The 25,776-nt window shown below is 47.9% G+C and carries 20 protein-coding genes; 6 read left to right on the forward strand and 14 right to left on the reverse strand.

From position 1 onward, the window contains the following. Positions 1-58 precede the first annotated feature (58 nt). From SD10_RS19880 to SD10_RS19905, 6 genes are all read right to left on the reverse strand, one after another. Positions 59-2,626: a DUF5686 and carboxypeptidase-like regulatory domain-containing protein gene (locus SD10_RS19880; RefSeq protein ID WP_046576167.1), complete on the reverse strand. Its 2,568-nt coding sequence runs from the start codon at positions 2,624-2,626 to the stop codon at positions 59-61. Continuing rightward, positions 2,623-3,000 carry a GtrA family protein gene (locus tag SD10_RS19885; protein WP_046576169.1) on the reverse strand — a complete coding sequence of 126 codons (378 nt, stop codon included), beginning with the start codon at positions 2,998-3,000 and terminating at the stop codon, positions 2,623-2,625. The genes SD10_RS19880 and SD10_RS19885 overlap by 4 nt, the downstream gene beginning before the upstream one ends. A gap of 8 nt (positions 3,001-3,008) precedes the next feature. Beyond that, positions 3,009-3,470: a phosphatidylglycerophosphatase A family protein gene (locus SD10_RS19890; RefSeq protein ID WP_046576171.1), complete on the reverse strand. Its 462-nt coding sequence runs from the start codon at positions 3,468-3,470 to the stop codon at positions 3,009-3,011. A gap of 618 nt (positions 3,471-4,088) precedes the next feature. After that, positions 4,089-4,562 (reverse strand): nuclear transport factor 2 family protein, encoded by a 474-nt coding sequence (locus SD10_RS19895; RefSeq protein WP_046576173.1) that lies wholly within the window; start codon positions 4,560-4,562, stop codon positions 4,089-4,091. Positions 4,563-4,608: 46 nt separating this feature from the next. Beyond that, positions 4,609-5,910: a serine hydrolase domain-containing protein gene (locus SD10_RS19900; protein WP_046576175.1), complete on the reverse strand. Its 1,302-nt coding sequence runs from the start codon at positions 5,908-5,910 to the stop codon at positions 4,609-4,611. Between the two features lie 36 nt (positions 5,911-5,946). Beyond that, positions 5,947-6,447 (reverse strand): hypothetical protein, encoded by a 501-nt coding sequence (locus SD10_RS19905; protein WP_046576178.1) that lies wholly within the window; start codon positions 6,445-6,447, stop codon positions 5,947-5,949. Between the two features lie 109 nt (positions 6,448-6,556). Here SD10_RS19905 and SD10_RS19910 point away from each other — a divergent pair, with 109 nt between their 5' ends. Next, the gene (locus SD10_RS19910; protein ID WP_046576179.1) at positions 6,557-7,081 is read left to right on the forward strand and encodes a protein kinase family protein; all 525 of its coding nucleotides are present in this window, start codon (positions 6,557-6,559) and stop codon (positions 7,079-7,081) included. A 63-nt stretch (positions 7,082-7,144) separates the two neighbouring features. On the opposite strand, the gene SD10_RS19915 is transcribed toward SD10_RS19910, so the two are convergent. Then, complete coding sequence (locus tag SD10_RS19915) at positions 7,145-7,660, reverse strand: pyridoxamine 5'-phosphate oxidase family protein (protein WP_046576181.1); 516 nt, start codon at positions 7,658-7,660, stop codon at positions 7,145-7,147. Between the two features lie 179 nt (positions 7,661-7,839). Here SD10_RS19915 and SD10_RS19920 point away from each other — a divergent pair, with 179 nt between their 5' ends. The 4 genes from SD10_RS19920 (at position 7,840) to dnaE (ending at position 13,549) form a co-directional block, all read left to right on the forward strand. Further along, entirely contained in the window at positions 7,840-8,886 is a 1,047-nt protein-coding gene (locus SD10_RS19920; RefSeq protein ID WP_158500577.1) for a PD-(D/E)XK nuclease family protein, read from the forward strand. After that, complete coding sequence (locus SD10_RS19925; protein WP_046576184.1) at positions 8,883-9,182, forward strand: DUF6922 domain-containing protein; 300 nt, start codon at positions 8,883-8,885, stop codon at positions 9,180-9,182. The genes SD10_RS19920 and SD10_RS19925 overlap by 4 nt, the downstream gene beginning before the upstream one ends. Continuing rightward, positions 9,170-9,751, forward strand: coding sequence for a nucleotidyl transferase AbiEii/AbiGii toxin family protein (locus tag SD10_RS19930; protein ID WP_227699024.1), 582 nt, complete (start codon positions 9,170-9,172; stop codon positions 9,749-9,751). The genes SD10_RS19925 and SD10_RS19930 overlap by 13 nt, the downstream gene beginning before the upstream one ends. Before the next feature lie 162 nt (positions 9,752-9,913). Then, positions 9,914-13,549 (forward strand): DNA polymerase III subunit alpha, encoded by a 3,636-nt coding sequence (gene dnaE, locus SD10_RS19935; protein ID WP_046576188.1) that lies wholly within the window; start codon positions 9,914-9,916, stop codon positions 13,547-13,549. Positions 13,550-13,567: 18 nt separating this feature from the next. Here the strand turns inward: dnaE and SD10_RS19940 are convergent, their stop codons facing one another. The 7 genes from SD10_RS19940 to SD10_RS19970 all read right to left on the reverse strand — a co-directional run bounded on the left by SD10_RS19940 (position 13,568) and on the right by SD10_RS19970 (position 23,361). Next, a complete protein-coding gene (locus SD10_RS19940) occupies positions 13,568-15,898 on the reverse strand; it encodes a GAF domain-containing protein (RefSeq protein WP_046576190.1) in 2,331 nt (776 codons plus the stop codon). Positions 15,899-16,179: 281 nt separating this feature from the next. Then, complete coding sequence (locus SD10_RS19945) at positions 16,180-16,599, reverse strand: hypothetical protein (protein ID WP_046576192.1); 420 nt, start codon at positions 16,597-16,599, stop codon at positions 16,180-16,182. A gap of 64 nt (positions 16,600-16,663) precedes the next feature. Next, a complete protein-coding gene (locus SD10_RS19950) occupies positions 16,664-16,924 on the reverse strand; it encodes an acyl carrier protein (protein ID WP_046576194.1) in 261 nt (86 codons plus the stop codon). Between the two features lie 88 nt (positions 16,925-17,012). Beyond that, on the reverse strand, positions 17,013-20,195 hold the full coding sequence (locus SD10_RS19955) for an efflux RND transporter permease subunit (protein WP_046576195.1): 3,183 nt from the start codon (positions 20,193-20,195) through the stop codon (positions 17,013-17,015). An 82-nt stretch (positions 20,196-20,277) separates the two neighbouring features. Next, positions 20,278-21,327, reverse strand: coding sequence for an efflux RND transporter periplasmic adaptor subunit (locus SD10_RS19960; RefSeq protein WP_046576198.1), 1,050 nt, complete (start codon positions 21,325-21,327; stop codon positions 20,278-20,280). Positions 21,328-21,345: 18 nt separating this feature from the next. Then, a complete protein-coding gene (locus SD10_RS19965) occupies positions 21,346-22,668 on the reverse strand; it encodes a TolC family protein (protein ID WP_046579845.1) in 1,323 nt (440 codons plus the stop codon). A gap of 69 nt (positions 22,669-22,737) precedes the next feature. Then, complete coding sequence (locus tag SD10_RS19970) at positions 22,738-23,361, reverse strand: TetR/AcrR family transcriptional regulator (RefSeq protein WP_046576200.1); 624 nt, start codon at positions 23,359-23,361, stop codon at positions 22,738-22,740. Positions 23,362-23,845: 484 nt separating this feature from the next. Between SD10_RS19970 and SD10_RS19975 the strand changes: the two genes are divergently transcribed. After that, complete coding sequence (locus SD10_RS19975; RefSeq protein ID WP_227699025.1) at positions 23,846-25,561, forward strand: GH39 family glycosyl hydrolase; 1,716 nt, start codon at positions 23,846-23,848, stop codon at positions 25,559-25,561. Positions 25,562-25,776: the final 215 nt, after the last annotated feature.

Here is a 25,776-nt window from a genome sequence, read left to right on the forward strand (position 1 = left end):
AAATCCCCAGTTGGATTTTCGTTCGGAGTGTAAGCGCCTGTTGCATAATACGTAATCATTAAAAATCGAGCGTAGCACGAGCCCGGATGCCCCATGATGACACATTAGGATGATCTAGATAATTGAGTCGTTTGACCAGGTCAATTCGGAAAAACTTAAACACGTTGGCAATACCCGCACTCGCTTCGATATACGGTGTTCGGTTGAGCGTGTACGTGTAGGGAACGCCCATCGCATTGACCGGAAACTGATAGAGCGATGGATGCTGCTGCGGATCGTTCTCACTACGCAGCCCGCCATACAGCGCTTTGAAGGAGACGGCTTCCCGCCACTTTAACCGCTTGAACAAAGGAATTTTATTGAAGAAAAACCCATTGAACGAGTGGTCAATGCTAACGCTGGCATACCGGTCGCTAACGAATTCAAGGAAATTCATCAGGTTGTATGAGTTTAACTGATAGGCATACGTTTGGTTAGCCCGGTGAATGGTTAAGAGAGGAAAAGGAACCTGGCCAAAAATGTAGCCGCCCTGGAGCGTCACGGTTGAGTAACCCAATTGCGAAAGCCAAAAACGCTTGCTGGCTGTCGCGGTGAGGTTCTGGTAATTGTATTCGCCTTGTAGTAAACCTTTTATTCCGGCAGCAAAACGCAGCGTAAATACTGGGTAGCGGCCAACAATGGGCACTCGATAAATTTTACCCTGATAAAACTGCTCATTGGGTGCCCATCGGGCCTCAGCAGAGAATTCGGAAGTTGTTACAGTAGGTGAAGGCGTATTTTCGTCGTCGCCCAGCCGCTTAAACTGCAATCCTCCCGCTGGTGCCTGCTGCCAGTTTTTAAACCCAAAGCTGTAAGAGAAATGGTTTTCAAACTCGTGAACGTAGTCGATTCGCCAGGTGTCATTATAAAGCCACTTGTCATTTACACCCCGTTTGAATGACAGCAGAAAGTTATCTTCCTGCACAAACTGGAGTTCCTGCCCAGGAATTTTGGTGTCACGCTGGAAACTCGCCCGGATGTAATTTTGCGGAAACTGGTAAATAGACTTGTTGTTGATTGAGTACGTTCCGCTCAGAAAGTACTTCCATCGCTGGTCTTTGAACCCATACGCTGCGTACGTTTCGGCGTAATAGCGCTTGCTTAACTCCGGCGTTGTGCGCCCGCCCAGCCGCAACCGAAATCCCTCAACGGGGTTGAAACTGTAAAATGTGTTGGCTGGACCAACCTCAAACGGACCAAAGGATTTGTAGCCCGCAATGACAAACGTCAGGGCCTCCATGGTTCGCCGAAACGACGGCATTCGCTTCAGGCTGTCAATGTTGGTGTATACTTTCGATTCGGCGGAGGATAATGAATCATGGCGGTTCGTTTTCCAGAACTCATCGGGTTGCGTGGCCGCTTCGGCATCGACGATCTGTTGCTGACCGTCATAAAATTGAGCGGGCAGGGCTTCGTCCGTTTTGTAGTTCCGGTAAGATAGGGTGCGCTGCCCGAAAATACCGCCCCCTTTGCTTTTGCTAACGCCAAAATCAGCCAGTAGGTCACTTTTGCTTAGAAAGTAGCGACCGTCTACATTCTGCTCAAACTGCAGACGAATCTGCAACTCCCGAACCCAGTTCAGGTTGATCCTGGGGTTAATCGTCAGGTTGATTTTCTGAACTGCATAATTACTGTCCAGCGTGATGTACATTTTCCCCTCGAACAACATATCGGTTGGATTGCGGGGCACGAAGTTCAGGCCAACAAGCTTCGTCTTGTTAACGACAATGGTATCAGCCAGATAAAACTGATAAAAGGTGGGGGCGCTGTTGGCAATTGGACTCAGAAACTGGTTGGTCATCAGAAAGATCGAGTTGGAATAAATATCCACCTTCGAATACATTCTGTTCAGATAAAGACTAAGCCCGTTGTTATCGAAATACTGGCCAAAGTCGACCCGTTTGCTCCCTTTGATAATCACTTTTTCCCGCAGTGGGCTTTTGCGAAAGTAATGGTCAGCTATCTTTTCTTCCAGATAAATTGGCAGCAGCGATTTTCCCGGCAAGGTCGTCGTATCCCGGTTATCGAGCAGGAAGCGATACTTCTGAAATATTTTTCGTTCGGATATTTTCGTCGATAAGCTGCTGAGAGAGAACTGTAATTTGTCGTATTCTTCGTAGGCTGCGTAGGCGTAATTCCCGATTTGGTTTTGCTCTTTGTGGCTGATAACGTTTCGGATCAATTCAACCGCCGGGTTGTTTTTGTTGCGGTAGCGCTCCCGCTTACCACTCTTGATCACCACTTCGTTCAGGAGTTGTGCGTCTGGTTCCAGCTTGATCGCCAGGGTTTGGGTCGTTCCGGGAGAGATGGCTCGGGTAGCCATTTTATAGCCAATAAACGAAACGGCTACTTTGGTAAAATTGCCATTTCCCGTTAAGGTATACTGCCCTTTTTCATTGCTGGTGGTACCAATATTGGTTCCAAAAAAGACAATGTTGGCAAAGGACAGAGGCTGATTGGTTGTCGCATCAGTAATAGTCCCGGTAACGGTGGTTGTCTGCGCTCTGGTTAGACTACTAAAAAGCAGCAATCCGCCTACGAGCAGGATTGATAACCGGAGTGAAGTATAGCGCAGAAGTATATTCATGATAAACTGAAGACGAAGTCTCTCTGAAAAAAGTAATTGTAACTCACGCCAACTAAAATGGCTACACCTGTTTTCGCTACCAGATATTGAATACCCATAAATTGAGTAGCGACGAAAAGCCCGGCCGCATTGAGTCCTGCATTGCCGAACCATACCAGTACGAACCGGCTCAACTGGAGCCCAACCGGCTGGTTGCTCTGGGCAAAAACCCACGCTTTGGAGAGGCCGAAACTAACCACACCTCCGCCAATGGCTCCTATTACACTAGCCGACAGATACCAGAAATGCACCAGACTAACGCAGGCAATAGTTGTCAGAAAGTCGACTCCTGACGCAATCAAAGAAGTAAGCTGTGCTTTAAAAAACGTTTGCATTTATACGTTTATAATAGGCCGGTTGCCCATACAACCTGTAGGAGCACATTGGCATAAAGTCCCGCCAGTACATCATCCAGCATGACACCCCAGCCGCCTTTCAACTGCTCTAGCTTCCGGATACCGAGCGGCTTGGCTATATCGAACAAACGGAAGAGAAACAGACCCGTAAGCAGGCTTTTAAGTGTAATTGGCACAAACAGCAGGCTAATACACATCCCCGCTATTTCGTCAATAACAACCCGGTAATTGTCCTTGCCCCATTGTTGTTCAACGACCGTTGCTGACCAGATACCAACCACGGTTAGAACAACGGTGATCAGCACTGGAAAAAAAAACGTAAAACCACCAGGATGAGTTGCATGAAGCTGTGTCATATACCAGACGGCACAACACACAACCGAGGCTACCGTACCTCCGCCTTTGCGGATATAACCAATACCCAGACCGGTGGCGATTAATTTATGCATGAACGACTTGGTTTACGTCGTTCTTCATAAACCTCCAGCCCACGGTCATCGGAATTATCCTACCTCCCGCGATCATGACACCTGGTTTGCCATATAGTGCTGTAAAACAGTGTTTCATTCAGGTAATTTTTTAGTTCATCTTGGTCAATTAGTGGTCTTTATAACCTATTCTCACGGCTAAGTCAGTTAGTAGGTTTATAAAACACCGACCTCGTTCACGCTTCTGATAATGTGTACTAACCATAACCTATTAAATAAGTTGTAGTTATTTTCATTAGGCTATAAGACAGCTTCATTCGATTAAACAAGTACTTTAATCAGTTGTTTAAACCAATTAAATAAGTTAAAAAATAGTTCACGATGAAGCCGATTTTTTGTCGAATTTACCGGATAAATTAGACGTGTTCTTTCATCACTTTGAGTAGAGTCAAGGCATAAAAAAAGTGCCCCAAGCCAGAGATATAGGCTTGGAGCACTTCGTACATAAATCGGGAGAACTAATGGCCGGCTGCGCTTTTCGCCAGCTTTTTCGACAAATCAATTAGATAATCCAATAAAGCCTTTTGATTATGCTATATAAAATGAGTTTACACAGAATGACAGCCTTATAAGCGTACTTTAATTCCCTAGCTTCGTCGACTGCCAGGCTACTAATTGCCACTGACCGGCGTTACGAACGTAAACCGATAAATAAAGAAGATGAGAATTAACTGTTTCCCCTTTATTAATGGCTTTCACTAAGCACTTTCCGTTTATGACCGCGGTATTTCCGTAAATCCGGGCATTTTGCTCCTCTACATTGATTGACTCATAAGCGATTTTTCCATCCTGAATGGACCGGATATACGACTGCCTGCTATCAGCACCTCCATTTGAGTGCGTATAGACCAGATCATTCGCCAGCACCTTGTTCAGAGCCGTAATATCTTTGCTTACCTGAGCGGCAAACCGTTGCTTTTCGACGTCTATAACGGCTTTTTCATCGGCTGTTTGAGCAACGGTTGTCGTAGCAGCCGCCGAGGGCGATACGGGCGTTTGTGCCTGCACCAGGCGGAGTGAAAGAAGTAGGCAAAGGGTCAGTATATAGTTCATTGGACAATTTTTAGAAGGAATCAATTAGAAATGCGGGCATCGCATTTTACCGCGCCGTTGTATTCAGCTGGGTGATGGCCTGATAAACCAGTACCTTAAATTTATCGGTCAGATCGCCATAGCTATTCCGCACCTTTTGTGTGTAAATCTGAGCCACAATACCCTCTTTTGGATCGACCCAGTACGTGGTGCCAAAGAAGCCTCCCCAATCGAACGAACCCGCCGATACAGGTAACAGAGACGCACTCTTCTCCGATGTTATCGAAAAGCCTAACCCAAACTTGTTGTTCCCCTGGTTCAGGTCTCCAATCTGGTTCATTGTGATCAACCGCACCGTCGTTGGGCTAAGGTAGCGTTTGCCCGCGTATTCACCGTCATTCAGCATCATTTGCAGGAAAATAGCGTAATCGTACATGGTTGACGATAAACCGGCTCCACCCGAGTAGTAGGTACCCGCTTTTTTCGGATAATCCCGAAGTGATGGGAGCGGCCGGATAGCCTTTGCTTCATCTTCGACATACACCATTGCCAGTCGATTCTGCTTGGCGGTCGGCAGGTAAAAATAAGTATCGTTCATCCCTAACGGATCAAATAACCGCGCATGCAGAAACTGGTCAAGCGACTGCCCCGACAACACTTCAATCAGGTAACCTACTACATCGACACTCAATCCATACGTCCACTTTTCGCCCGGCTGATGCAGAAGCGGCAAGACCGCCAGCCGATTCATGGCATCGGCCAGGGTTCCATCTGGCGTACCAATGCCACTGGGAATCTTGTTTTTTGCGTACAACGCAACGGCGTCTTTGGTCCCGATACCGGGGTAGCTAATTCCCGATGTATGGGTCAGCAACTGCCGAATGGTTATCTCCCGCGTGGCTGGCACAGTCGTGTAGGAAGAATCTTTCTCGTTAAACTTATCAAGGACTTTAGGATTTTTGAAGGCGGGTATGTACTTCGAAATGGGATCATCGAGCAGAAACTTCCCCTCTTCAAACAACATCATCAGGCCAACACTGGTCAGTGCCTTGGTTTGTGAAGCAATCCGAAAGATCGCATCGCGCTTAAGCGGTGATTTAGTCTCCAGATCATCGAGGCCGTATGTTTTGTGGTAAACAATTTTACCATGACGGGCGATTAGTACGCCAACTCCTGCCTGACGCCCTTTTGCGATGTACTCGTTGATCACGGCATCCATTCGCTGCAGTCGGCTGGTGCTCATCCCGACCGTTTCGGCGGTGGCTTCTTTTAAGACAGGACTGACTACTGCCGTTTGAGCCATGCCTGTCTGGACAGTGGCCGATACAAAAAAACCGGCCAACAGGCCGGTCATAATACATGTTTTCATGAAAACCGGAAGTTTTAGGAACCGGTGCGAAGGTAGTTATTTCTTAACCCCAGTAATATCTCCCCGCTTGGTAAGTGTAACCCCAAGCTGCAGCGTTTCCGTTTTTGTGTTGAGGGTAATTGCTTTATCCTGTATCACAAATTGACCTTGGGCTGTGTAGGTAGCATCGTATGTTTTCCCACCAAATACTAGTGGTTCGCTTTGCTTGTCGATAATGGTGTACGTCGCATCGACCAATTCAGCCGTTAATGTTTGCTTGGTTGTACTATTAAAAAGCAGTTCTAAGTAAACTTGATTGGCGACCTGTGCCTTTGTGACCGTAATCTGGACCTTACCAGCTTCCGGATCAGAAGCCTGAAGACTGTTATTGATGTATGTTGTCGACTTATAATCACCATCATATACACCTACATACTGATCGCGGGGATCGACCTCATCCGCTCCACCTGATTTTTTGCAGGCTGTGGTCAGCGAACCAAGGATCATTAAAGCAAGACATGTATTTCGTATGGATCGAACGGCATAAGCAGTAGCCATGAGTTGATATGTGTATTGGGTTATGTTCAGACGTTGTCTATCAAACGCCGTGCCGGGTTTACGAAGTATAAAACCAGTGCAAAACTACAAATTTGCGTAGGTTTACAGTATGGCAGAACGGTACAGTAACCAGCTCTCTTATGGAGCTAACAATCTGGTCATTGCGCTTTCGGAAACAGAAGTCGCCAAGATTTTTCGGGGCGACACGCGCTCTGACATTGGCTCTGAAGCCGAAAAACTAAAAGTAGCTAATCGCATAAACGAACTCATGGTACGTTTCATCAGACTCGATTACGACGATGAGCACAGCTGGGACATGTTGATTATGGAGCGATTATACCCGCTTGATTTTCGAAGTCTGGAAATCAGCAAACGAGAATTGCTGTTGGATGTATTCGAGGATGAACTGCGCCAATTGCACCAGGCTGGCTTTGTCCACCGGGATGTTAGACAACCTTCTGACCAGTCGGGCGAGCGCTATGACAATGTATTCCTGACGAATCAGGGTCTGCGACTGATCGACGCAGGCATTTCGGCTCTACGTGTGCAGGTAGGCGATAAATTGTTCGGAAAATACCTCGAAATTGAAGAACGCGAAATGGCTGAATTCCGAACGTATTTTTTGAATAGATAAACGACGCTGACAGACCCGCTCTAAAGTCGCATCTGCCAGCGCCGTTTACCCGTACTACGTTTGCTACTGAGGCTCGTCGCCAAATTTCTCGTTACGTCCCGACTTGTCGGAGTCGCCGGTAATCGCTCCCTTCGCCATTTCGAACAGTTTCACCATTTTTCCACCCGGCCGATCCCAGTATTCGCCAGCGTGAGTCGTTACTTTTAGCAAGGCAATATCCGGATCATCTTTGCCATTCGGAAACCACGTTTTCAGGAAATCGCTCCACAACTGGTCTACTTTAGCTTTGTCTTTTACGACCTCTGCGTATCCTGAAGTGGATACGTATACCTCCGATCCGGGGTCCGAAAAGCCCAGAGCGACACGGTCGTTCTGGCGTAATTCGCTTACCTTGTTTGAGTTTTCATAGGTAAAGAACCACATGGTACCATCGGGCTCTATTTCATGAGTTGCCATTGGACGCGTATGAAAATCGCCATCGGACTCCTGCGTCGTGAGCATAGCAATCCGAATGTCCTTGATTTTGTCTTTCAGCTTATCCACTTCAAGTGAAGTCAGTGCGCGTTGTTGCGTTTGCATGAGATTTCAGGTTTTGTTGTCCAGACGGAATCACATGTTTAGCCATAGGGTTTATAGGCTATGACTAAATTTCGGATAAGTTGAGCCAATGGCCTTTAGGGTTAAGAGAGGCTGAAGTAGAAAGCAGGATCGGTTAACTTCGGACTGTTATCCAGTAAGCTCTACCATAAACGATGACGATGAAAGAATCAGATAAGCCGAATCTTTTCACTTATGCAACCAGTGAATTGTCGCAGGATGCCTTCATTTGCGGGCTGGCTGCTTGGGCTGACCCGAAATTCAAAACCGCTGATCCTGCTTTACATCAAGTTGCCAGTGACTTCATCGCTTCATTAATTCATAGACATAAGCCGCATTACGACGTCTCAAGGATTAATAGTGTCAATGTTGAGAGGCAGGTTGAGAAATTAGACGTATTAATCAAAATCATTGAAAATTCAGACGATAAATTAGCTATCTTAATTGAAGATAAAACGCATACTGACCACCATTCGGGCCAGTTGGGGAGATATTACGAGAACGCTACTAAGAGTTTCGCTATTGAGCAGATTATACCAATATATTTTAAAACGGGCTACCAGTCAAAATTTGATGTGGGCAACTACAAAACCTACTTACGGAAGGATTTTTTAGCCCTATTGAAAAGTGGAAGTGAAAGAGTTAAGAACGCCATTTACAGTGACTTCTTATCTCATTTAGAGCATATGGAGTATGTCGTTAATCAATACAGTGTTAAAGATTTAATTAAAACAGATGGTAGCAATGGTTGGGACCCCGATGATTGGCGTGGGTTCTTTATGAGCTTATACGACAAACGCAACCAGCTCTATGAAGTTACTGAGGACGATACAGCTAACTGGAGCTACATTGCCAACCCATCGGGTGGCTTCTTCGGTTTTTGGTGGTATTTTAAGACAATCCAAAATAGCCCATTTACACCATACCTTCAGTTGGAAAATGACGCTTTGTGTTTTAAGATTGAGGTAAAAGACGAAACTAAACGACAAGAATCAAGGGGAGAAGCTTATCAAAAATTAACTGAGGCTAGCAGCCAACTTGGTGTAGAACTTAGCCGACCAACCCGTATGGGGAGTGGACGCTATATGACAGTTCTACGCTGGAAAGGTGATTATAGGTCCCAAAAAGATAATAAGCTAGACTTTGACGCAACTTTAGAAAACCTTAAGAAAGCACAGCAAATTTTAGATACCGCCTTTCCGCAATGACAGCACCTCGCCCTAACCTCTCTTCCATCGCCTTCTGGGATGTGGACATGCAGAAGCTGAATTACAACGACAATGCCCGATTTGTTATTGAAAAAATAATGAATTATGGTTTGTGGGCGGATATACTGGAAATTTTGCGGTTCTACGGCCACGAACGCGTAAAAGCGGAGGTCGTTCAGGCACGTTATCTCAAAAAGAAAACGCTATCGTTTTGTTGCGCTATCTTTGATCTCACTCCTGATCAGTTTCGATGCTATACACAGCAACAGTCGAACCCAACACCTTGGAATTATTGAAGAGGCTTATGCAAGAGCCTTTTCTTGCCCCATTCGCGTTAGCAGGTGGCACGAATCTAGCCTTACGATATGGCCACCGATTATCCATTGATCTTGATCTATTTACAAGTCAGTCGTTCAATGAGCAACAGGTGTTTGATCAATTGGTAATTGGCTTTCCAACAATTATAAAAACCGATGAGTCAAAGAACACACTCAGTCTATTTATTGAAGGTGTTAAAGTTGATTTAATAGCACACCGTTACCCACTACTTACTGATTTTACAAAAATTTCGGATGTCCGACTTTGGTCTGCTGAAGATGTGATTGCGATGAAGTTAGGAGCAGTTAGTGGACGAGGAGCCAAAAAAGATTTTTGGGATTTGGCTGAGTTGCTGAACCATTTTTCGTTAGCACAAATGCTTCAGTTTTTCACAGCGAAGTACAGCAATAGTGACCCTGGTTATGTCGTCCGCTCGTTGACTTATTTTGATGATGCCGAACTGCAGGCCGACCCAATAACACTAAATGGCATTACATGGCCCCAAGTGAAGCAGCGCGTTTTACAAGCCGTGAGAGGTTTACTCTGAGCCCGTTCGCAGTCATTTCATCATCAGCCTTTTACCAAATTCTTTTTCAAAAATCCCTGGAAGCTAGCATAGGTTGCCCGCTGGTTTGTCTATTTTTACAGACCAACGTAATCCTGTAAATCAGGAAAATCGCAACAATCCTGGTTCAGCCAATTCAGACATATGCAATTCTCTCATCTCCACTGCCATACCCAATACTCGCTGCTCGATGGTCAGGCCGACATTAAAAAGCTGATTAAGAAGGCAAAAGCCGATAATATGCCTGCCGTTGCCATCACGGATCACGGCAATATGTTTGGCGTATTTGAGTTTGTGGCCGAAGCCAGCAAACAGGGGATCAAGCCTATTGTGGGGTGCGAGTTTTATGTGGTGGAAGACCATACCAAAAAACAATTTACCAAAGAGCAGAAAGACGTTCGCTACCACCAGCTGCTACTGGCGAAGAACGCCCAGGGCTACAAAAACCTGGCAAAACTCTGCTCGCTCGGCTATATGGAGGGGCTATATGGAAAATACCCCCGCGTTACCAAAGAGCTGATCGACCAATACAAAGAGGGCCTCATTGCATCCACCTGCTGCATCGGAGCGTCCGTTCCGAAGACCATTCTTAAGAAGGGCGAAGAAGCGGGTGAAATTGAATTCAAATGGTGGCTCGACCGCTTTGGCGAGGATTATTACGTTGAACTACAACGCCACGAAATTCCGGATCAGATTAAAGCTAACGAGATACTGATCAAGTTTGCCCGGAAGTACAATGTCAAGATTATAGCGTCCAACGATTCGCACTACGTCGATCAGGACGACTGGGTAGCGCACGACATCCTGCTCTGCGTAAACACCAACGAAAAGCAAAGTACGCCGTCGATGAAGGATTTCAGCGACGACGACGTGATGCCTAAAAATACGCGCTTTGCCTTCTTCAGCGATCAGTTCTATTTTAAGAACACGCAGGAGATGACGACGCTTTTCCATGACTTGCCCGAAGCCATTGACAATACTAATGAGATCGTCGGTAAAGTCGATACGCTGAAGCTCAAGCGGGACATCATGCTGCCCAACTTCCCGATTCCGCAGGAGTTCCAGCAGCATAGCGACGATGTACTGAATCAGTGGGAGTACCTGCGCCACCTGACTTACACGGGGGCTAAGGAACGCTACGTAGACATTCTACCGCACATCCAGGAACGACTTGACTTTGAGCTATTTACCATCAAAACGATGGGTTTCGCCGGGTACTTTCTCATCGTAGCCGACTTCATTAAAGCGGGGCGCGATTTGGGCGTTATGATTGGGCCCGGCCGTGGCTCGGCGGCTGGTAGCGCCGTGGCCTATTGCACGGGAATCACCAACATCGACCCCATCAAGTACGACTTGCTGTTCGAGCGATTCCTGAATCCTGACCGGAAGTCAATGCCCGATATTGATACGGACTTCGACGACGAAGGCCGCCAGAAGGTGATTGATTATGTGGTGCAGAAATACGGCAAGTCGCAGGTGGCCCAGATTGTTACGTATGGCACCATGGCGTCGAAATCGTCCATTAAGGATGTAGCGCGGGTGATGGATTTGCCGTTACAGGACGCCAACGCCGTTGTGAAGCTCGTGCCCGACAAGCCAACGTATAACATGACACTCAAACGCATCTTCGAGGACCCGCTCGAAGGACCGGGTGGACTGTCGAACGTTATTCAGCCCGAAGAGCTTGAGAATGTGAAGCGGATGCGGGCACTCGAAGCAGGTGACAAAAGTGCCGCCCAGGCTATGCGGATTGTCGACTACGAAAAGGTATCGGCCGTCCTCAAACAAGCGCGTAAACTCGAAGGTACCGTACGGAACACGGGCTTGCACGCGGCCGGAATCATCATCGCGCCCAGTGATCTTTCAGATATTGTCCCGGTTTCTACATCGAAAGATACGAACCTGATTATTACCCAGTATGAGGGCAAAGTCATTGAGGATGCGGGCGTTATCAAGATGGACTTCCTGGGGCTGCGCAACCTCACGATCATTAAGGAATGTTTGCGACTGATCAAGCAAAATCACGGGGGATTCTACGTCAACGGGGTAGAAACCGACATTGATGATATTCCGCTGGACGACGAAGAAACCTATAAGCTGTTCCAGCGGGGCGAAACCAACGCCGTGTTCCAGTTTGAATCCGACGGCATGAAAAAGCACATGAAGGACCTGAAGCCTGACCGCTTCGGTGATCTCATTGCCATGAACGCCCTTTATCGTCCGGGCCCAATTGCCTACATTCCAAACTACATTAACCGGAAACACGGGCGGGAAGAAGTCAAGTACGACATGCCCGAAATGGAGGAGTATCTGGCAGATACATACGGTATTACCGTGTATCAGGAACAGTTGATGTTGCTGTCGCAAAAACTCGGCAACTTCACCAAAGGCGACGCCGACGTGCTGCGGAAGGCGATGGGGAAAAAGGATAAAGCCACGCTGGATAAAATGAAGGGCAAGTTTATGGATGGCTGTGCCTCCAATAACCTTCCTCTGAAAGTCTGCGAGAAAGTCTGGACCGACTGGGAAGCCTTTGCGTCGTATGCCTTCAACAAATCGCACTCAACCTGCTACGCTTTCGTCGCCTACCAAACGGCCTATCTAAAAGCGCATTATCGTTCGGAGTACATGGCGGCCGTCCTGACAAGCTGCCTTGGCACGATTGACAAAATTACGTTCTTCATGGAGGAATGTAAGAATATAAACATCCCGGTTCTCGGTCCGGACGTTAATGAATCCGAACGCTTTTTCGGGGTCAATAAGAAAGGCGAAATTCGATTTGGGCTGGGTGGTATCAAAGGCGCTGGCGATGCGGCTGTAGAAGCCATCATTGAGGAGCGGAAAGCGGGCGGGCCATTCAAGGATATTTTTGATTTTGCCATTCGGGTCAACTTGCGAACGGTGAACAAAAAAACGTGGGAATCGCTGGCCTACGCAGGTGCTTTTGATAGCATCGACGAGTACCACCGGGCACAATATTTCGAGATGGGCGAAGGCGATACGTCGCCATTCTTGGATAAAATTATCCGCTACGCGAACAACTACCACGCCGAAAAAGCAGCCGCCCAACAGTCGCTGTTTGGCGCGATGATGGGTGGCGAACCTATGCTTTCCCGACCCAAAGCGCCTACTGTAACGGAGTGGAACCAGATTGAGAAGCTAAAATTTGAGAAGGACGTTGTTGGTTTTTACATTACCGGTCACCCACTTGACGAGTTCAAGCTCGAAATGGAAGGCTTTTGCAACTGTACGCTAGCCAATATTTTTGAGACGAAACAGGCCGAAATTAAAGTAGGCGGTATCGTTTCGGCCGTGCAAATGCGGGTAACCAAAAGCGGTAACCCGTTCTGTATCTTCAAGTTAGAAGATTACAACAGTTCGCTGGAGATGGCTCTCTTCGGGGATGACTACGTTCGGCTGGTCCAATACATTGAGGTAGGTCGTTTTCTGCACATTACCGGCAAGACCCAGAATAAGTGGGGTTCAGAACAACTGGAGTTCAAGCCAACGAGTATCCGGCTACTGAACGACATGCGCGAAAAATTCTGCAAAGAACTTCGTGTATCCCTAACCATCGATGCACTGAACGCGCAACTTGTGGCCAAAATCAATGAGTTGGTCAACGCTCACCCCGGCACCTGTACCCTATCGCTGAACGTCATTGACCATAACGAGCGCATCGAAGTCAGCCTGCAGTCGCGCACGTTAAAAGTATCACCGGCCAACACCTTTCTGCGGGCGCTAGAGGCTATCGATGGCGTGACGTGTAAGGTAGCATAACGGTTATCTTATCAACCGTTATGCTACCGCATCGTATTTTATGTGCAGCCGCAACGCTTTCAGGTTGGAAACGCCTTGGAGGGGCTCTATATCCAGGTATTCCATGTCTGGCTGTAGTAGACCGCGCTCCTGTAGTTCAGCAATAAATGGCAGATAATCTGTCAATTCCATACTATGGCTGTAAACCACGGCAATGGTGTCGGGTTGCGTCAGGCGCTCGCGAGTACCGTCGATATAGGCCTTGTCGATCCGTTTCTTGAGTACTTCGTACCGAATGCTATAGGATCCTTCTACGTCAAACCGGCGCTCGTCCTGCCGAAAAGCGATGTTAACAGGGTGCGTATGAACGAGAATCAATTGAGTCGTTTGCAGCGGTAAGGGCAGCAACGGAACCAGCCGATGCGTCAATTGGGCCATTTCCACCATCGACGTTAATTGCCATTCGGATAACCTTCGGCGGTAATCCTGATCAAATGGTTGCATGGGAGCAATGGATTGGCCCACATAAACGGTGTACTCCATACCATCCGTTCGATACCGTTCGAGGTAGTGCGGATAAATGGCCTGTAACTTTTTTTCCTCCTGGTTAATGTAATCGTTTATCGTTGCATTGATCCAGTTCATGCTCCGCTCGTATACGTTCAGCGCGTAATTGAATTGTCCCGTCTGAGGATCAGTTCGGTTAAAATACTGCTGAAGCGAAACGCCCCACTCCTCCTCGTACGGCAGCAACTGCCGCAAAAAGGGGTGTAGCTCCTGCACCAGGAAATCAGTAATATTTTGCTCATCATTAAAGTTAAGACTGGCTGCCAGCTTTGTCTGCCAGCGCTGACATTGAGTCAAAATCCGGTTGAAGTGATCTGTATCAGCGGGAAGTGGCATCTGGCTAAACAGTTCGTTCACAGCGGTCAGCTGATCCAGCAAATCCTGCCGAACGGCTTTGTGCCGCTCGATCGATGAGTCGCGAATGTCAATAGCACCGTAATAGGGATACACCTGCGAAAATTCGACCCGCATACTGCTGCCTGTGGCGGCCAGGTTCTGCCTCGACCGCAATGCCTCCCAGGCAACTTCATAAAACTTCCATTCGACAGCGGGTTGCAGCGACGTAAACTGCTTTTTTATCAGCCCTTCCAGTGTGTCATGAAACTGGCGCAACTGGTATCGCAGCAGTTCCTGGATCAAGGGCATGATACGCTCAATTTTCGTCAGGACCTCCTCATTGAGTGCATTACGATGCCGGCTACCCATTTCCAGAATACCGAGCACTTCATTGGTGGTCGTAATCGGATACATCAAAAAACTACGAATGCCTTTCTGATGCAGTAACGCCCGTTCTGGTTCGGGGATCCCATCAAGATCGGGAAACAGAATCGGGATCGAGTGCTGAATAAAGTTTTGTATTTTTTGCTGGGCCGTCGTATCGCTAATAGCTCCCCGGAAATTGCTACTGGAGTGGCGCAGAAAAACACTTCGCGAACGTAGCTCAGGATGATCAACAAATAATCCATTCACCTGCGGCAACGGAACAATACTGATCTGAAGATCAGGTTCTCCGCATAAATTACGTAACGCTTTTTCAAACCGTTGGTAAATAGCGGCTTCGGTGTCTGATTGAAGATGGGCGAATACCTCCTGCAACTGCTGGATAGTCTGCGCTTCGGTTATATCCTCGATTCTAAAAAACGCAAAACCCTCAAAGATGAAGTCACTGACGACTAAAGGATCGGCTACCGGAGGCATTTTAGTAATACCATTGGCAAAGTCAACCCAGGCACGCTGCAACGGGGGCACTACTCCATTGGCCCTCACGTTCATGAACGATAGGTTCACATCCATCCGGTAAGACCTCGTTAGCCCATTTACGTCGCGCTGGAAGTCAACAGAAAGAACGGCCTGCTTGGTCGTTCGGATGCCGTAGATTTTTTCCAGAATGAGCTGATAAATTAAAAGTTGTTTGTTTGTGGTTTTGGCGTGATCACGTAACCCGACTAACAGATCCGGGAACTGCTGGGCTAGGTCTGAAAATGCGTTTGACTGGTAATACATCGTCAGAGGCTGAGGCAGGCCGAACGCAAAGGGTATGTTCTGGCTTGAGCCCGTCAAGGGTAATACCGCAACCGTTGCCAGTTGAAAGAGCTCCTTGAGCTGGTCGGCATCCAACAAATCGGTTGGTCTATCGGACAGTGAAACGGGCGTAAACTGGTCAATCAGATAGCTGTAGAACTGGGCAAGGGCGGTGGAGGGTGCCTCATTACGCTGATCGTTCAGATAGTCTACAAATGGCTGAAAGGATAACTGAAAAGTAATCGGCGGGCCAACCTGATCAATATCGTACAATGGTTCCATGGCAATTCATGATTGGTATCGTGTAAGCTGGCATTTTATGAAGTAGGCCAGATCAGGTCGATACGGTAATGCCACAGGGCGGTAGCCAGACCGCCCTGTGGCATTTAAGCGAAACACATAAACAATAGGATCAATTCCCAGTGGTGTTCTTCGTCTGGAGCCGAACACGTGAAAATGGGACAGGATTTAGGTAACTGAACTTTAACAAAGCTGATAATTCTGATCAATAAACAACTAGGAGTACCAGCTTTGTCAGAGAATCCTGCTTAGTAACGAATATTTTACTGATCACAAATCGGCAGAAATATCCTTTCTAAGGCCGAATAGGCCGGTTTCGCCAGTGATCTGTACGATTCTTCTATTTCGGAAAAGGTATCGGTCAACTCAGCAATCAGCGTTTGCATGGCTAAGTGCGCCTGTGCAAGTTTTCGGATAAGCTCTTCATTGGTTAGGTCAACCCGAAGTTGCGCCACTTTTTCGGTCAGCAAAAGGGCTAACTCACCAAAAAACTGACTGCGCTGGTGCATACACTCGCGCAGGTACTGGCTCAATGGGCTAAGGTCGGCGTGTCTTTTCCCGATCTGAACAAGCTGACGGTCATAAGTACGGATAATGGACCTCGACACCGTTACAAAATTTAACCAACGTTCATAATCGGCCAGAAGTACTGCTGTCGAGAGCTCTGAATGCGAAGTTTCCATTCGTTGATTGTTAAGACTTGTTAAACGTTCTAGCCTATACGTTATCTTCTGTACGGTTGATGCATTACGTAAGCGAACCACCATTGAAAATCACTTCGCCAGCAAGGTAGGTTTTTAACTGACCAACTGTTTGAATACGCCACCAGTCTTCATCGGGAATACGAATGCTGAAACTGGTTTCAATCTGTAACATTAAATCGGTACTATCCAGCGAATCGAGGCCCAGATCCCGACTGAAATGGGCCTGGTCAGTAAGAGCGGTTACACTCAGGCCAATGCTGGTGAATACGTCCAGTAAGCGATTGTTTAGTTGTTGACGTGTCATGATGGCAACTGATAATTAAATGTTTACAGAGTTACACGAAGCACTTAATACGACCGGTTACTGAAATAGTAACCGGTCGATTGAATTTTTAATGAACGGGCTCGGCAACAGTCACCGGCTGATCATTAGCCCTCTTTGCCTTACCACGGAAGCTGGCCCATTTTTCCTGTATCCGGTCGACGATGTAATACATCATCGGTACCAGAAAAATCGTCAGGATCATCGAACTACTCAGGCCGCCAATCAAGACCCAGGCCAGCGAGTTTTTCCACTCAGCACCCATCCCTTTGGCCGTGGCAATGGGAATCATTCCAATCACCATAGCGATGGTCGTCATCAGAATGGGGCGTAAGCGTTCTTCACCGGCATGCAGGATAGCGGCCCGAAAAGGTACGCCTTCGGCTTTCTGCTGGTTGGCAAAATCGACGATCAGAATGGCATTTTTTATCACCAGACCAATCAGCATCAGGAAACCCAGCATGGAGAAGATACCAATGTCGGACGAGGTAAGCGCCAGTACGAGCAGGGCGCCGACCACCGCCACCGGCACGGAGAACATAACCACAAACGGATAGATAAAGCTGTCGTAAAGCAGTACCATGATAAAGTAAACCAGCATCAGACCGATCAGCATCGCCAGCCCCAGCGAGCCGAAGCCATCGTCCTGATTTTTGGCATCGCCACCCCAACTCACCGAGATACCGGCGGGCATTGGATTTCTGATCAAATCGGCCCGAATCGCACTAATCAGCGTACCTGATCCGGTACCCAGCATATTGGCCGTAATCGTTACGGCCGAACGCCGATTTTTCCGTTCCAGCAGTGAAGGGGCATTGCTTAGGCTTACGTTGGCAAACTCAGCCAGACGTACCGAACGGTTGGCCGTGGGACTGAAGAAGTTGATGCTTTTCACGTCATCCGGATTCTTCCGATCAAAGGCATCGAGCATCACACGGATGTCGTAATCTTCACCCTTATCGCGAAACTTAGAATCGTCGTTCCCTGCAAATGCATTTTGCAGCGTTCCACCCACGGTCGCTATGTCGAGTCCTAACTTGGCCATTTTCTCGCGGTCTATTTCGACCCGAACCTCCGGGTTACCCGACTCGATGGATACGTTTACGTCGTTGGCACCCGGTGTTTTGGCGATACGGTTCGCCAGATTCTGAGCGGCTTCCAGATTTTGATTCAGATCGTCGCCACTGAGGAAAATCTCGATAGGCGACCCGGTGTTCACCATACCTATGATGGATGAGTTGAATTCGATGGCCGGAAAACGGGCCTCCAACTCCTTCCGAACGTTGATCATGTACTGTTCTGTAGGTACGTTACCGGGCCGTTCGCTGGCTTCGGCTATTTGTACTGTTAGCTCAGTCCGGTTCGTTTCGCCCTGCCCGGTACTGTTGACACCCGTACTGGCTCCGCCCACATTGGCAAATATGTTTTGTACTTCCGGCTTCTTTTGAAGGTATTCTTCAATGCGTCGGGCTGTCAGGTTGTTTTGTTGAAGCGACGCACTTTTGTCGATTTTCATGGTCAGCAGAAACTTACCCTGATCACCCTGTGCAACGAATTGCGAACCGATAATTCCCAGACTCATTACCCAGGCAGTGGCCGCAAAAATGGCAATCAGAATACCCGTGAAAGCCAGTTTGTGGCTTAATACCCACTCCAGACTGCCACGATACCATTTGGTCAGACTCGTTAATTGCCGTTCAAACCAGAGCAGAAACGCCTGAAAAGGATTTTTCGGATTCAGGGTTTCGAGTTTGGCCAACCGCGAGGTCATCCAGGGAGTTAGCGTGAAACTGGCCAGCAAGCTTACCATCGTAGCAAAGGCCACTGTCAGCGAAAACTGGCGCAGTAAGTCGGCAATGACCGAGTTCACGAACGTAATCGGAACGAACACCACCACAATGACCAGTGTGATGGCGACGGCGGCAAAACCAATTTCTTTCATTCCGTCCAGCGTAGCCTGCCAGCGATTTTTCCGACCCGTCGGACCGTCCATTTCCATATGTCGCTGAATGTTTTCCAGCACCACAATTGAGTCATCGACCAGAATCCCGATTACCAGCGATAGGGCCAGCAGGGTCATCAGATTGAGCGAATAGCCCATCACGTACATGAACAGGAAAGCGGAAATCAGCGATGCCGGTACGGATACCATTACGATAAAGGCGTTCCGTAGGCTGTGCAGAAAGAGCAGCATCACAATGGCAACCAGGGCAATGGCCAGAAACAAATCGTGCGTAACGGCTTCGACAGACGCCAGCGTGGTGATGCTGGTATCGTCGGCTATAACAAACTTCACATGGTCTTTGGCATTTTCTTTTGAGATTACAGCCAGCTTTTCCTGCACTAATCGACTGATATCGACCGCATTGGCATCGGATTGTTTTTTAATGAATATACCGATACCATTTTGTCCATTGTAACGGCTGATACTGGTTGGTTCAGTCAGGCCGTCGGTTACGTCAGCTACGTCGCCCACGCGAATGGGGCTACCATTGGGCCGGCCGGCCGATGCAGGGGTTACAATCACCAGCTTCCGGATATCGTCCAGCGAATGGAATTTACCCGCCAATCGCAGCGTCATGTTCTCGGTCGTACTCTTCACTTTCCCCGTCGGGAAATCGACATTGGCCTGGTTGATGGCCTGCGTGACCTGCAGGAGCGACAGGCCGTAGTAGTTCAACTTATCGTCATTGACGTTGACACGAATCTCACGCTTATCGCCACCTACCATTGTAATTTCGGCAACACCGCCAATTTGTTGAAGCTGGGGCAAATACCGGTCTTCCATCTGTTGGTAGAAAACTTCGTTCGGCAGCGTCGATGTTGCCAGCAGTTGCATAATTGGCTGATCGCTAGGCGATATCTTAGCCAGCGAAGGGGTCTCTGCATCCTCTGGCAGATCGCTTTGCATTTTGTTGATTTCCCGCTGTGCGTCCTGCATGGCCAGCTCAATATCGGTTCCCGCCTTGAGCTGAACGATAACAACCGATGCGTTCTCGTACGAGTTGGATTTTATGTCGTCCAGATTATCCAGTCCCGACATCGCATCCTCAATCTTTTTACTGACTTCGGTTTCCACCTCCGACGGTGCGGCTCCTGGATATACCGTAGTAATTGTGATGGTTGGCACCGAAAATTCCGGCAGCAACTCGTAGCTCAGCAGTTTATAGCTGAACAGGCCACCAATGGTCAATACCGCAAACAGAACGATAATGAGCGAAGGGCGTTTGATGATCGTTTCTACAAAATTCATTCGTCAAACAGTCAAAGAGTGAATGTGCGAAAGAGCGAGTGCCGAAATGAGGTTGCACTCATTCACTCTTTCGCTCTTTAAATTATTGGGCGACAACCGGGGTGCCGTTTTGTAGGTTGATCTGACCGCTCGTAACCACCTGATCGCCTGAATGCAGCCCCTTCGTTATTTCGTAATATTCATTCGTTGTTGTACCTATCTCCACGGATTTCAGCACGGCCTTACCATTTTCAACTACGTAAATCTGCGGCTGTTTTGCCGATCCGAGGATAGCCTGACGAGGAACGGCTAAGGCTTGTGTCTTCAATTTATCGGTATTGGCAATTGAGCCATACATACCTGCTTTTAATGGGTGCTTACCGGAGTTATTCACCGTAATCTCAACGGGATAGTTGTGGGCCGCGTCGCCCTGAGCCGCAATCATCGAAACCCGTCCGGTGAAGTTCGCATTAGGATATACTTCGGTTAATACAGCGATCGACTGTCCCGTACGGAATTGGTTAATTGCTTTTTCGGGCACATCAACGACCAGTTTCAGCGACGAAATATCCGTGATTTTCGCAATCGGCGAGCCAATAGAGACAACTGAGCCTTTTTCAACCATTTTCTCGGTAATGATCCCCGCAAAAGGAGCCGTGATGGTGGTGTTGGCAATCTGCTTTTTAAGTTGTTTGATTTGTGCTTCGGTAGCCCGAATATTCAGTTGGGCCCGCTCTACGTTGACGGCTGGGGTAGCGTCTCCTTTCACCAGGTTCTCATACCGCTTGAGGTCATTCTGGTAGCCTTCCAGGGTCACCTGCAATCCTTCTACCTGATAGCGAAGTTGCTCATCGTCCAGTTTGGCAAGCAGGCGGCCCGTTCCAACAAGCTGGCCTTCTTCAAAAGGCAATTGAATGATCTGTCCGCCTGCCTGGGGCCGGATTTCAACCTCGCGGTTTGGCGAAAAAGAACCTAAAAATTCGGTTTCCTGCGCCAGGTTGCGCAATTCGGCAATGGCTGTGCGTACTCCTACTTTCTGGTCAGGGTTGGGTTTGTAGATTTTCGCTTCTACTTCTTTCTTATTCGTCAGAAGTGTCCAGGCGGTTAGACCGAGCGTTCCGACCAGAGCAAGTACGATAACAATGCGTTTCATAATCTTGACAGGTTGTGTTTATTGTTTAGTAGCAATGAGATTGCCCGTGGCTTTCTTCCAGTCGAGTTCGGCTGAACGGAACTTCACGAGTGTGCTTAAGTAGTTGTTTTGTGCATTATGGAGTTCGTCTTCGGTTTGAATCACCTCACTCACACTCACGGTACCTTCCTTGAACTGCAGCTGTGTCTGGCTATAGATTTTTTCGGCCAGACTAACCTGCGCGCCATTCGTTGTCAGGTTTCGTTGTTCTACCAGCAGTTTATTCCTGGCATTCGTGATGTCCATCGTAATAGACTCACGGGTTTGCTGTAGTTGCGTATCGAGTTTCTGATTGTCGAGCCGCTTTTGCGTCAGCTTCGCTTTTCGGGCAAATCCATCAAATACGCTCCAGTTGAGTTGTAGCCCCAGCCAGTAGCCCGGTACATTTTTGATGTATGAATACTCACCACCCGTTGCATACACGGTGCTGTTGGCAACGCCATAAGCCGATACGATGGGCATAAAACCAGCTTTAATGTTTTGCTGATCCAGGCTATTGAGTGCTTTCTGCCGATCCAGCAGCAGCAAATCAGTTCGGTTAATGGCTGGTGCGTCCAGTGTGACCGCCGGAATGGTTTCGTCAATGGTTGTCTGAACCGTAAGCGGCTCCGACTGGGGCGTTCCGGTCAGATACTTCAGCATATTGAGCAATTGATTGTAGGTAGCCTGCAGCGACTCGATCTGTGTTTCGGACGCTGTTTTGCTCAACCGCAGCCGGTCGACATCTACGCCTTTCGCCAGTTGATTCTGCCGTTGCAGGTCGGTGATCTGAATCAGCCGATCCGACGAGACAATGTTCCGGCGCAGGAAAGCCATTTGCTGTACTGTCGTTTGCAGGTTGTAATACGTGGCGGCCACATTATAAGCAACGTCTTCTTTTGTTTGCCGGGTTTGCAGCGTCGATACCTCCCGACTCGTTTTGGCGGCCTTCAACCCAATCGTCAGAGATGGATTATAAATTGCCTGCGACGCCTGCACGGACGTGGAGAGATTGTAAGGCAATCCGAAGGCAAGCACCTGATACGTTCCTTCCTGCCCGCCAAAAGCCGATGCGGGTACGACTTGTCCAGGAATTTTCAGATACCGTTTGTAATCACCTGTCAGGTTAACTAATGGCAGAGCCCCGGCTTTTACTTCGGCGATCCGGGCTTCTGTTTTCGCTTCGTCAAATCGGGCAGCCTGAACACTCAGGTTGTTAGTCAGCGCCTTATCAATCAATTGCTCGAGCGTAAGGCTTTGGCCCTGAGCGGCCAAACTAAGCAACAGGCTTAAGGCACTTAACACTTTCGTTAACGGCTTCATGTTCATTTATCAGATTGATTTAACTAATCATTTAATTTAAACATTTGATTAAACGTTGGGCAAAAAAAATCAGGTTTTCCCCTGGGGCGCAAAAAGATACTCACAGATCATTTCTTTCACGTAGCCCATATGTTCCTTAGCAAATTTGTCAAAACCGGCTTCATCGAGACCCTGAGTTAACATGGTCATTGGTTTAGAGACGAACAGAAACTGAATGTTGGCAATGATCATCGTCATGATATGGTGAGCACTAACTGGCGCAATTTTACCCTCACTGATCGCCTGGTCGACCTGTTGCCGAAAGATGGATTCAGGTATTTTTTTGGCCATGCCAATTGTAGCGGCCATCCGCTCGGGATTCTTGTGCAACTCATTCATAATGAATATGGTGAGATTCGGGTTGCACATCATCATCTGAAACTGGTGATCGATGAGGGCCGATATTTTTTCCTTCAAGCTAATCGGCTGATTGAAAGTGTCAATCATACCGGCAAACATTAGATGACACAAGTCGTCGAAGATGAACTGAAACAGCTTCTCTTTACTCCGGAAGTAGTAATTCATCAACGCACTATTGATTCCGGCAGCCTGGGCAATATCCCGTGTGGTTGTACCATCAAATCCCTTCTCAAGGAATACCGCTTTCGCAGCCTCTTTGATGCGTTCTTCAGTGGATAATACTGTATCGTTCATGTTGTGCTTTGTTGTTAGGTCAAAAGTAAATGAGCAAGTGAACTAAACCAAACGATTTAATCAAAAAATTTAATCATTTGATTAAATTATAAGTTTTATTATATTACATAACCAAATAAGTAAAACTGGCCTTGTTTATAACCTTCATATAGTTCTAATTATTCATTAAAAATGCTGCGTCTATTGAGAAACAGCCATTTAGTAACTAGTTAGCGGAGAGATGAGTTACGACAAACCGCAAAAAATAAGTATACTAAAAAGCCGTTAGACATGATTCTTGATTGAGCAAGCGCGCAAATAAACACACAGACTCGGGTTAAACAACGCCTTCCCTAGCCTTACAGGCAATAGATTCGAGTAGAATTCGTCTACTTGGACAGTTTATTCCTAAAACCGGCTTCACTTCAGCTATAGCGCCTTCATAACCACCATTCATTAAGTAAGTTTGCTTCGACAAGTTTCCTATTCCGTACCCTTACTGTTTATGTTTCAATCAATCCGTATGCCGAGCTTTGCAAAGCCCTTTGTTACTCTCCTGCTGCTAAGCTGGTTATCTATCGCTGGCAGCATCAGCCTAGCCCAACCTAAACCCATTGAAATTCGGGTTGATCTGACTAAAACTAAAGAACCACTGAAACCGATCTGGGCCTGGTTTGGCTACGACGAGCCGAATTATACCTACATGAAGGATGGGAAAAAGCTATTATCTGAAATCGCCAGTCTGAGCCAGGTTCCGGTGTTTGTCCGGGCGCATAGTTTGCTGGTTACGGGTGATGGCAAAGCAGCGCTGAAGTGGGGTTCGACCAACGCCTATACCGAAGATAAGAACGGCAACCCTGTTTATGACTGGACAATCGTTGACAGGATATTCGACACGTATATTGAGCGAGGCATGAAACCGATTGCTCAAATCAGCTTCATGCCCGAAGCCCTCTCAACAAAGCCCGAGCCCTATAAACACAACTGGGGCCCCGGTAACCAGTACAACAACATATTCACCGGCTGGGCTTACCCGCCAAAAGATTACAAAAAATGGAGCGAATTGGTCTACCAGTGGGTCAAACACTCGGTGGCCCGGTACGGCCAGAAAGAAGTAGAAAGCTGGTACTGGGAACTCTGGAACGAACCCAATATCGGCTACTGGAAAGGCACGGTTGAAGAGTATATCAAATTGTATGATTATACGGCTGACGCCGTCAAGCGGGCGCTACCTACCGCCAAAATGGGCGGTCCCGAAGTAACCGGGCCGGGAGGTGAAGGCTCTGCCAAGTTTTTTCGGGCCTTCATGGATCATATCGTGAGCGGTACGAATGCCGTTACGGGCAAAACCGGCGCTCCGCTCGATTTTGTTACCTTTCATGCCAAAGGCGCCCCCAAACTAGTAAACGGAGTGGTGCAGATGAATATGGGAACCCAGTTTCGTGACATTGATAAAGGCTTCGAAATTGTAGCTTCCTACCCTACCCTGAAAAATCTGCCGATCATCATCGGCGAGTCGGACCCCGAAGGATGCGCGGCCTGTTCGGAAGACCTGCACCCGGAAAATGCTTATCGTAATGGCACCATGTACGCCAGCTATACAGCGGCTGCTTTTGCCCGAAAATACGATCTGGCCAAGGCGCGCGGGGTCAATCTGCTGGGCGCCGTAACCTGGGCGTTTGAGTTTGAGGACCAGCCCTGGTTTCGGGGATTCCGGGACTTAGCCACGAATGGTGTTGACAAACCCGTGCTCAATGTGTTTCGGATGTTTGGTATGATGCAAGGCAATCGCGTGGAGATCAACACCGATCTGGCTTATGATTTCAACAAAATCAAAAAGGAGAGTGTCCGCGGTGAACGCGATATTAATGCACTGGCAGCTAAAGACAGCAAATCCGCTACAGTACTGGTCTGGAACTACCACGACGACAACGTATTGGGCCCCAATGCACCGGTGGATGTACGGCTAAAAGGCATTCCCGCCCAACGGGTACTTGTTCAGCATTATCGCATCGACCAGCAATTCAGTAATTCCTACGAAGTCTGGAAGAAAATGGGTTCCCCTAAATCGCCAACCGCCGAACAGGTTGCCGAGCTGGAAAAGGCCGGGCAATTGCAGCTCCTGACTTCCCCTGCCTGGCTCAACGTCAAAAATGGCGATTTACACATTCCCTTTACGCTGCCCGGACAGGGCGTTTCGCTGGTAAAGTTGACTTGGTAACGCCGAGCAGGCGGTCGGCATGAACAGGACCATTCCCTCACTATTCCATCTGTTACTCAACAAAGTTCGCTGTAGAAGGTAAACGTCCGATTACAAATACATTACGGTGAGATACACAGCCGCTGTCTGATTAGATAGCGGCTGTTTTTTTAGACTTGCTGGCACGCTAGCCTATATGTGCATACTTTCTGGCCAATTATATAATCCATGTTGTA

The sequence above is a fragment of the Spirosoma radiotolerans genome (assembly GCF_000974425.1).
Lineage (GTDB): Bacteria > Bacteroidota > Bacteroidia > Cytophagales > Spirosomataceae > Spirosoma > Spirosoma radiotolerans.

What these genes read in the sequence shown, in the direction of transcription:
- SD10_RS19945 (WP_046576192.1), bottom strand. Translation starts at nt 16,599, where the DNA reads ATGGAAACTTCGCATTCAGAGCTCTCGACAGCAGTACTTCTGGCCGAT.
- SD10_RS19895 (WP_046576173.1), bottom strand. Translation starts at nt 4,562, where the DNA reads ATGAACTATATACTGACCCTTTGCCTACTTCTTTCACTCCGCCTGGTG.
- SD10_RS19960 (WP_046576198.1), bottom strand. Translation starts at nt 21,327, where the DNA reads ATGAAACGCATTGTTATCGTACTTGCTCTGGTCGGAACGCTCGGTCTA.
- SD10_RS19970 (WP_046576200.1), bottom strand. Translation starts at nt 23,361, where the DNA reads ATGAACGATACAGTATTATCCACTGAAGAACGCATCAAAGAGGCTGCG.
- SD10_RS19915 (WP_046576181.1), bottom strand. Translation starts at nt 7,660, where the DNA reads ATGCAAACGCAACAACGCGCACTGACTTCACTTGAAGTGGATAAGCTG.
- SD10_RS19910 (WP_046576179.1), top strand. Translation starts at nt 6,557, where the DNA reads ATGGCAGAACGGTACAGTAACCAGCTCTCTTATGGAGCTAACAATCTG.
- SD10_RS19955 (WP_046576195.1), bottom strand. Translation starts at nt 20,195, where the DNA reads ATGAATTTTGTAGAAACGATCATCAAACGCCCTTCGCTCATTATCGTT.
- SD10_RS19880 (WP_046576167.1), bottom strand. Translation starts at nt 2,626, where the DNA reads ATGAATATACTTCTGCGCTATACTTCACTCCGGTTATCAATCCTGCTC.
- dnaE (WP_046576188.1), top strand. Translation starts at nt 9,914, where the DNA reads ATGCAATTCTCTCATCTCCACTGCCATACCCAATACTCGCTGCTCGAT.
- SD10_RS19905 (WP_046576178.1), bottom strand. Translation starts at nt 6,447, where the DNA reads ATGGCTACTGCTTATGCCGTTCGATCCATACGAAATACATGTCTTGCT.
- SD10_RS19965 (WP_046579845.1), bottom strand. Translation starts at nt 22,668, where the DNA reads ATGAAGCCGTTAACGAAAGTGTTAAGTGCCTTAAGCCTGTTGCTTAGT.
- SD10_RS19890 (WP_046576171.1), bottom strand. Translation starts at nt 3,470, where the DNA reads ATGCATAAATTAATCGCCACCGGTCTGGGTATTGGTTATATCCGCAAA.
- SD10_RS19900 (WP_046576175.1), bottom strand. Translation starts at nt 5,910, where the DNA reads ATGAAAACATGTATTATGACCGGCCTGTTGGCCGGTTTTTTTGTATCG.
- SD10_RS19940 (WP_046576190.1), bottom strand. Translation starts at nt 15,898, where the DNA reads ATGGAACCATTGTACGATATTGATCAGGTTGGCCCGCCGATTACTTTT.
- SD10_RS19950 (WP_046576194.1), bottom strand. Translation starts at nt 16,924, where the DNA reads ATGACACGTCAACAACTAAACAATCGCTTACTGGACGTATTCACCAGC.
- SD10_RS19885 (WP_046576169.1), bottom strand. Translation starts at nt 3,000, where the DNA reads ATGCAAACGTTTTTTAAAGCACAGCTTACTTCTTTGATTGCGTCAGGA.
- SD10_RS19975 (WP_227699025.1), top strand. Translation starts at nt 23,846, where the DNA reads ATGTTTCAATCAATCCGTATGCCGAGCTTTGCAAAGCCCTTTGTTACT.
- SD10_RS19925 (WP_046576184.1), top strand. Translation starts at nt 8,883, where the DNA reads ATGACAGCACCTCGCCCTAACCTCTCTTCCATCGCCTTCTGGGATGTG.
- SD10_RS19920 (WP_158500577.1), top strand. Translation starts at nt 7,840, where the DNA reads ATGAAAGAATCAGATAAGCCGAATCTTTTCACTTATGCAACCAGTGAA.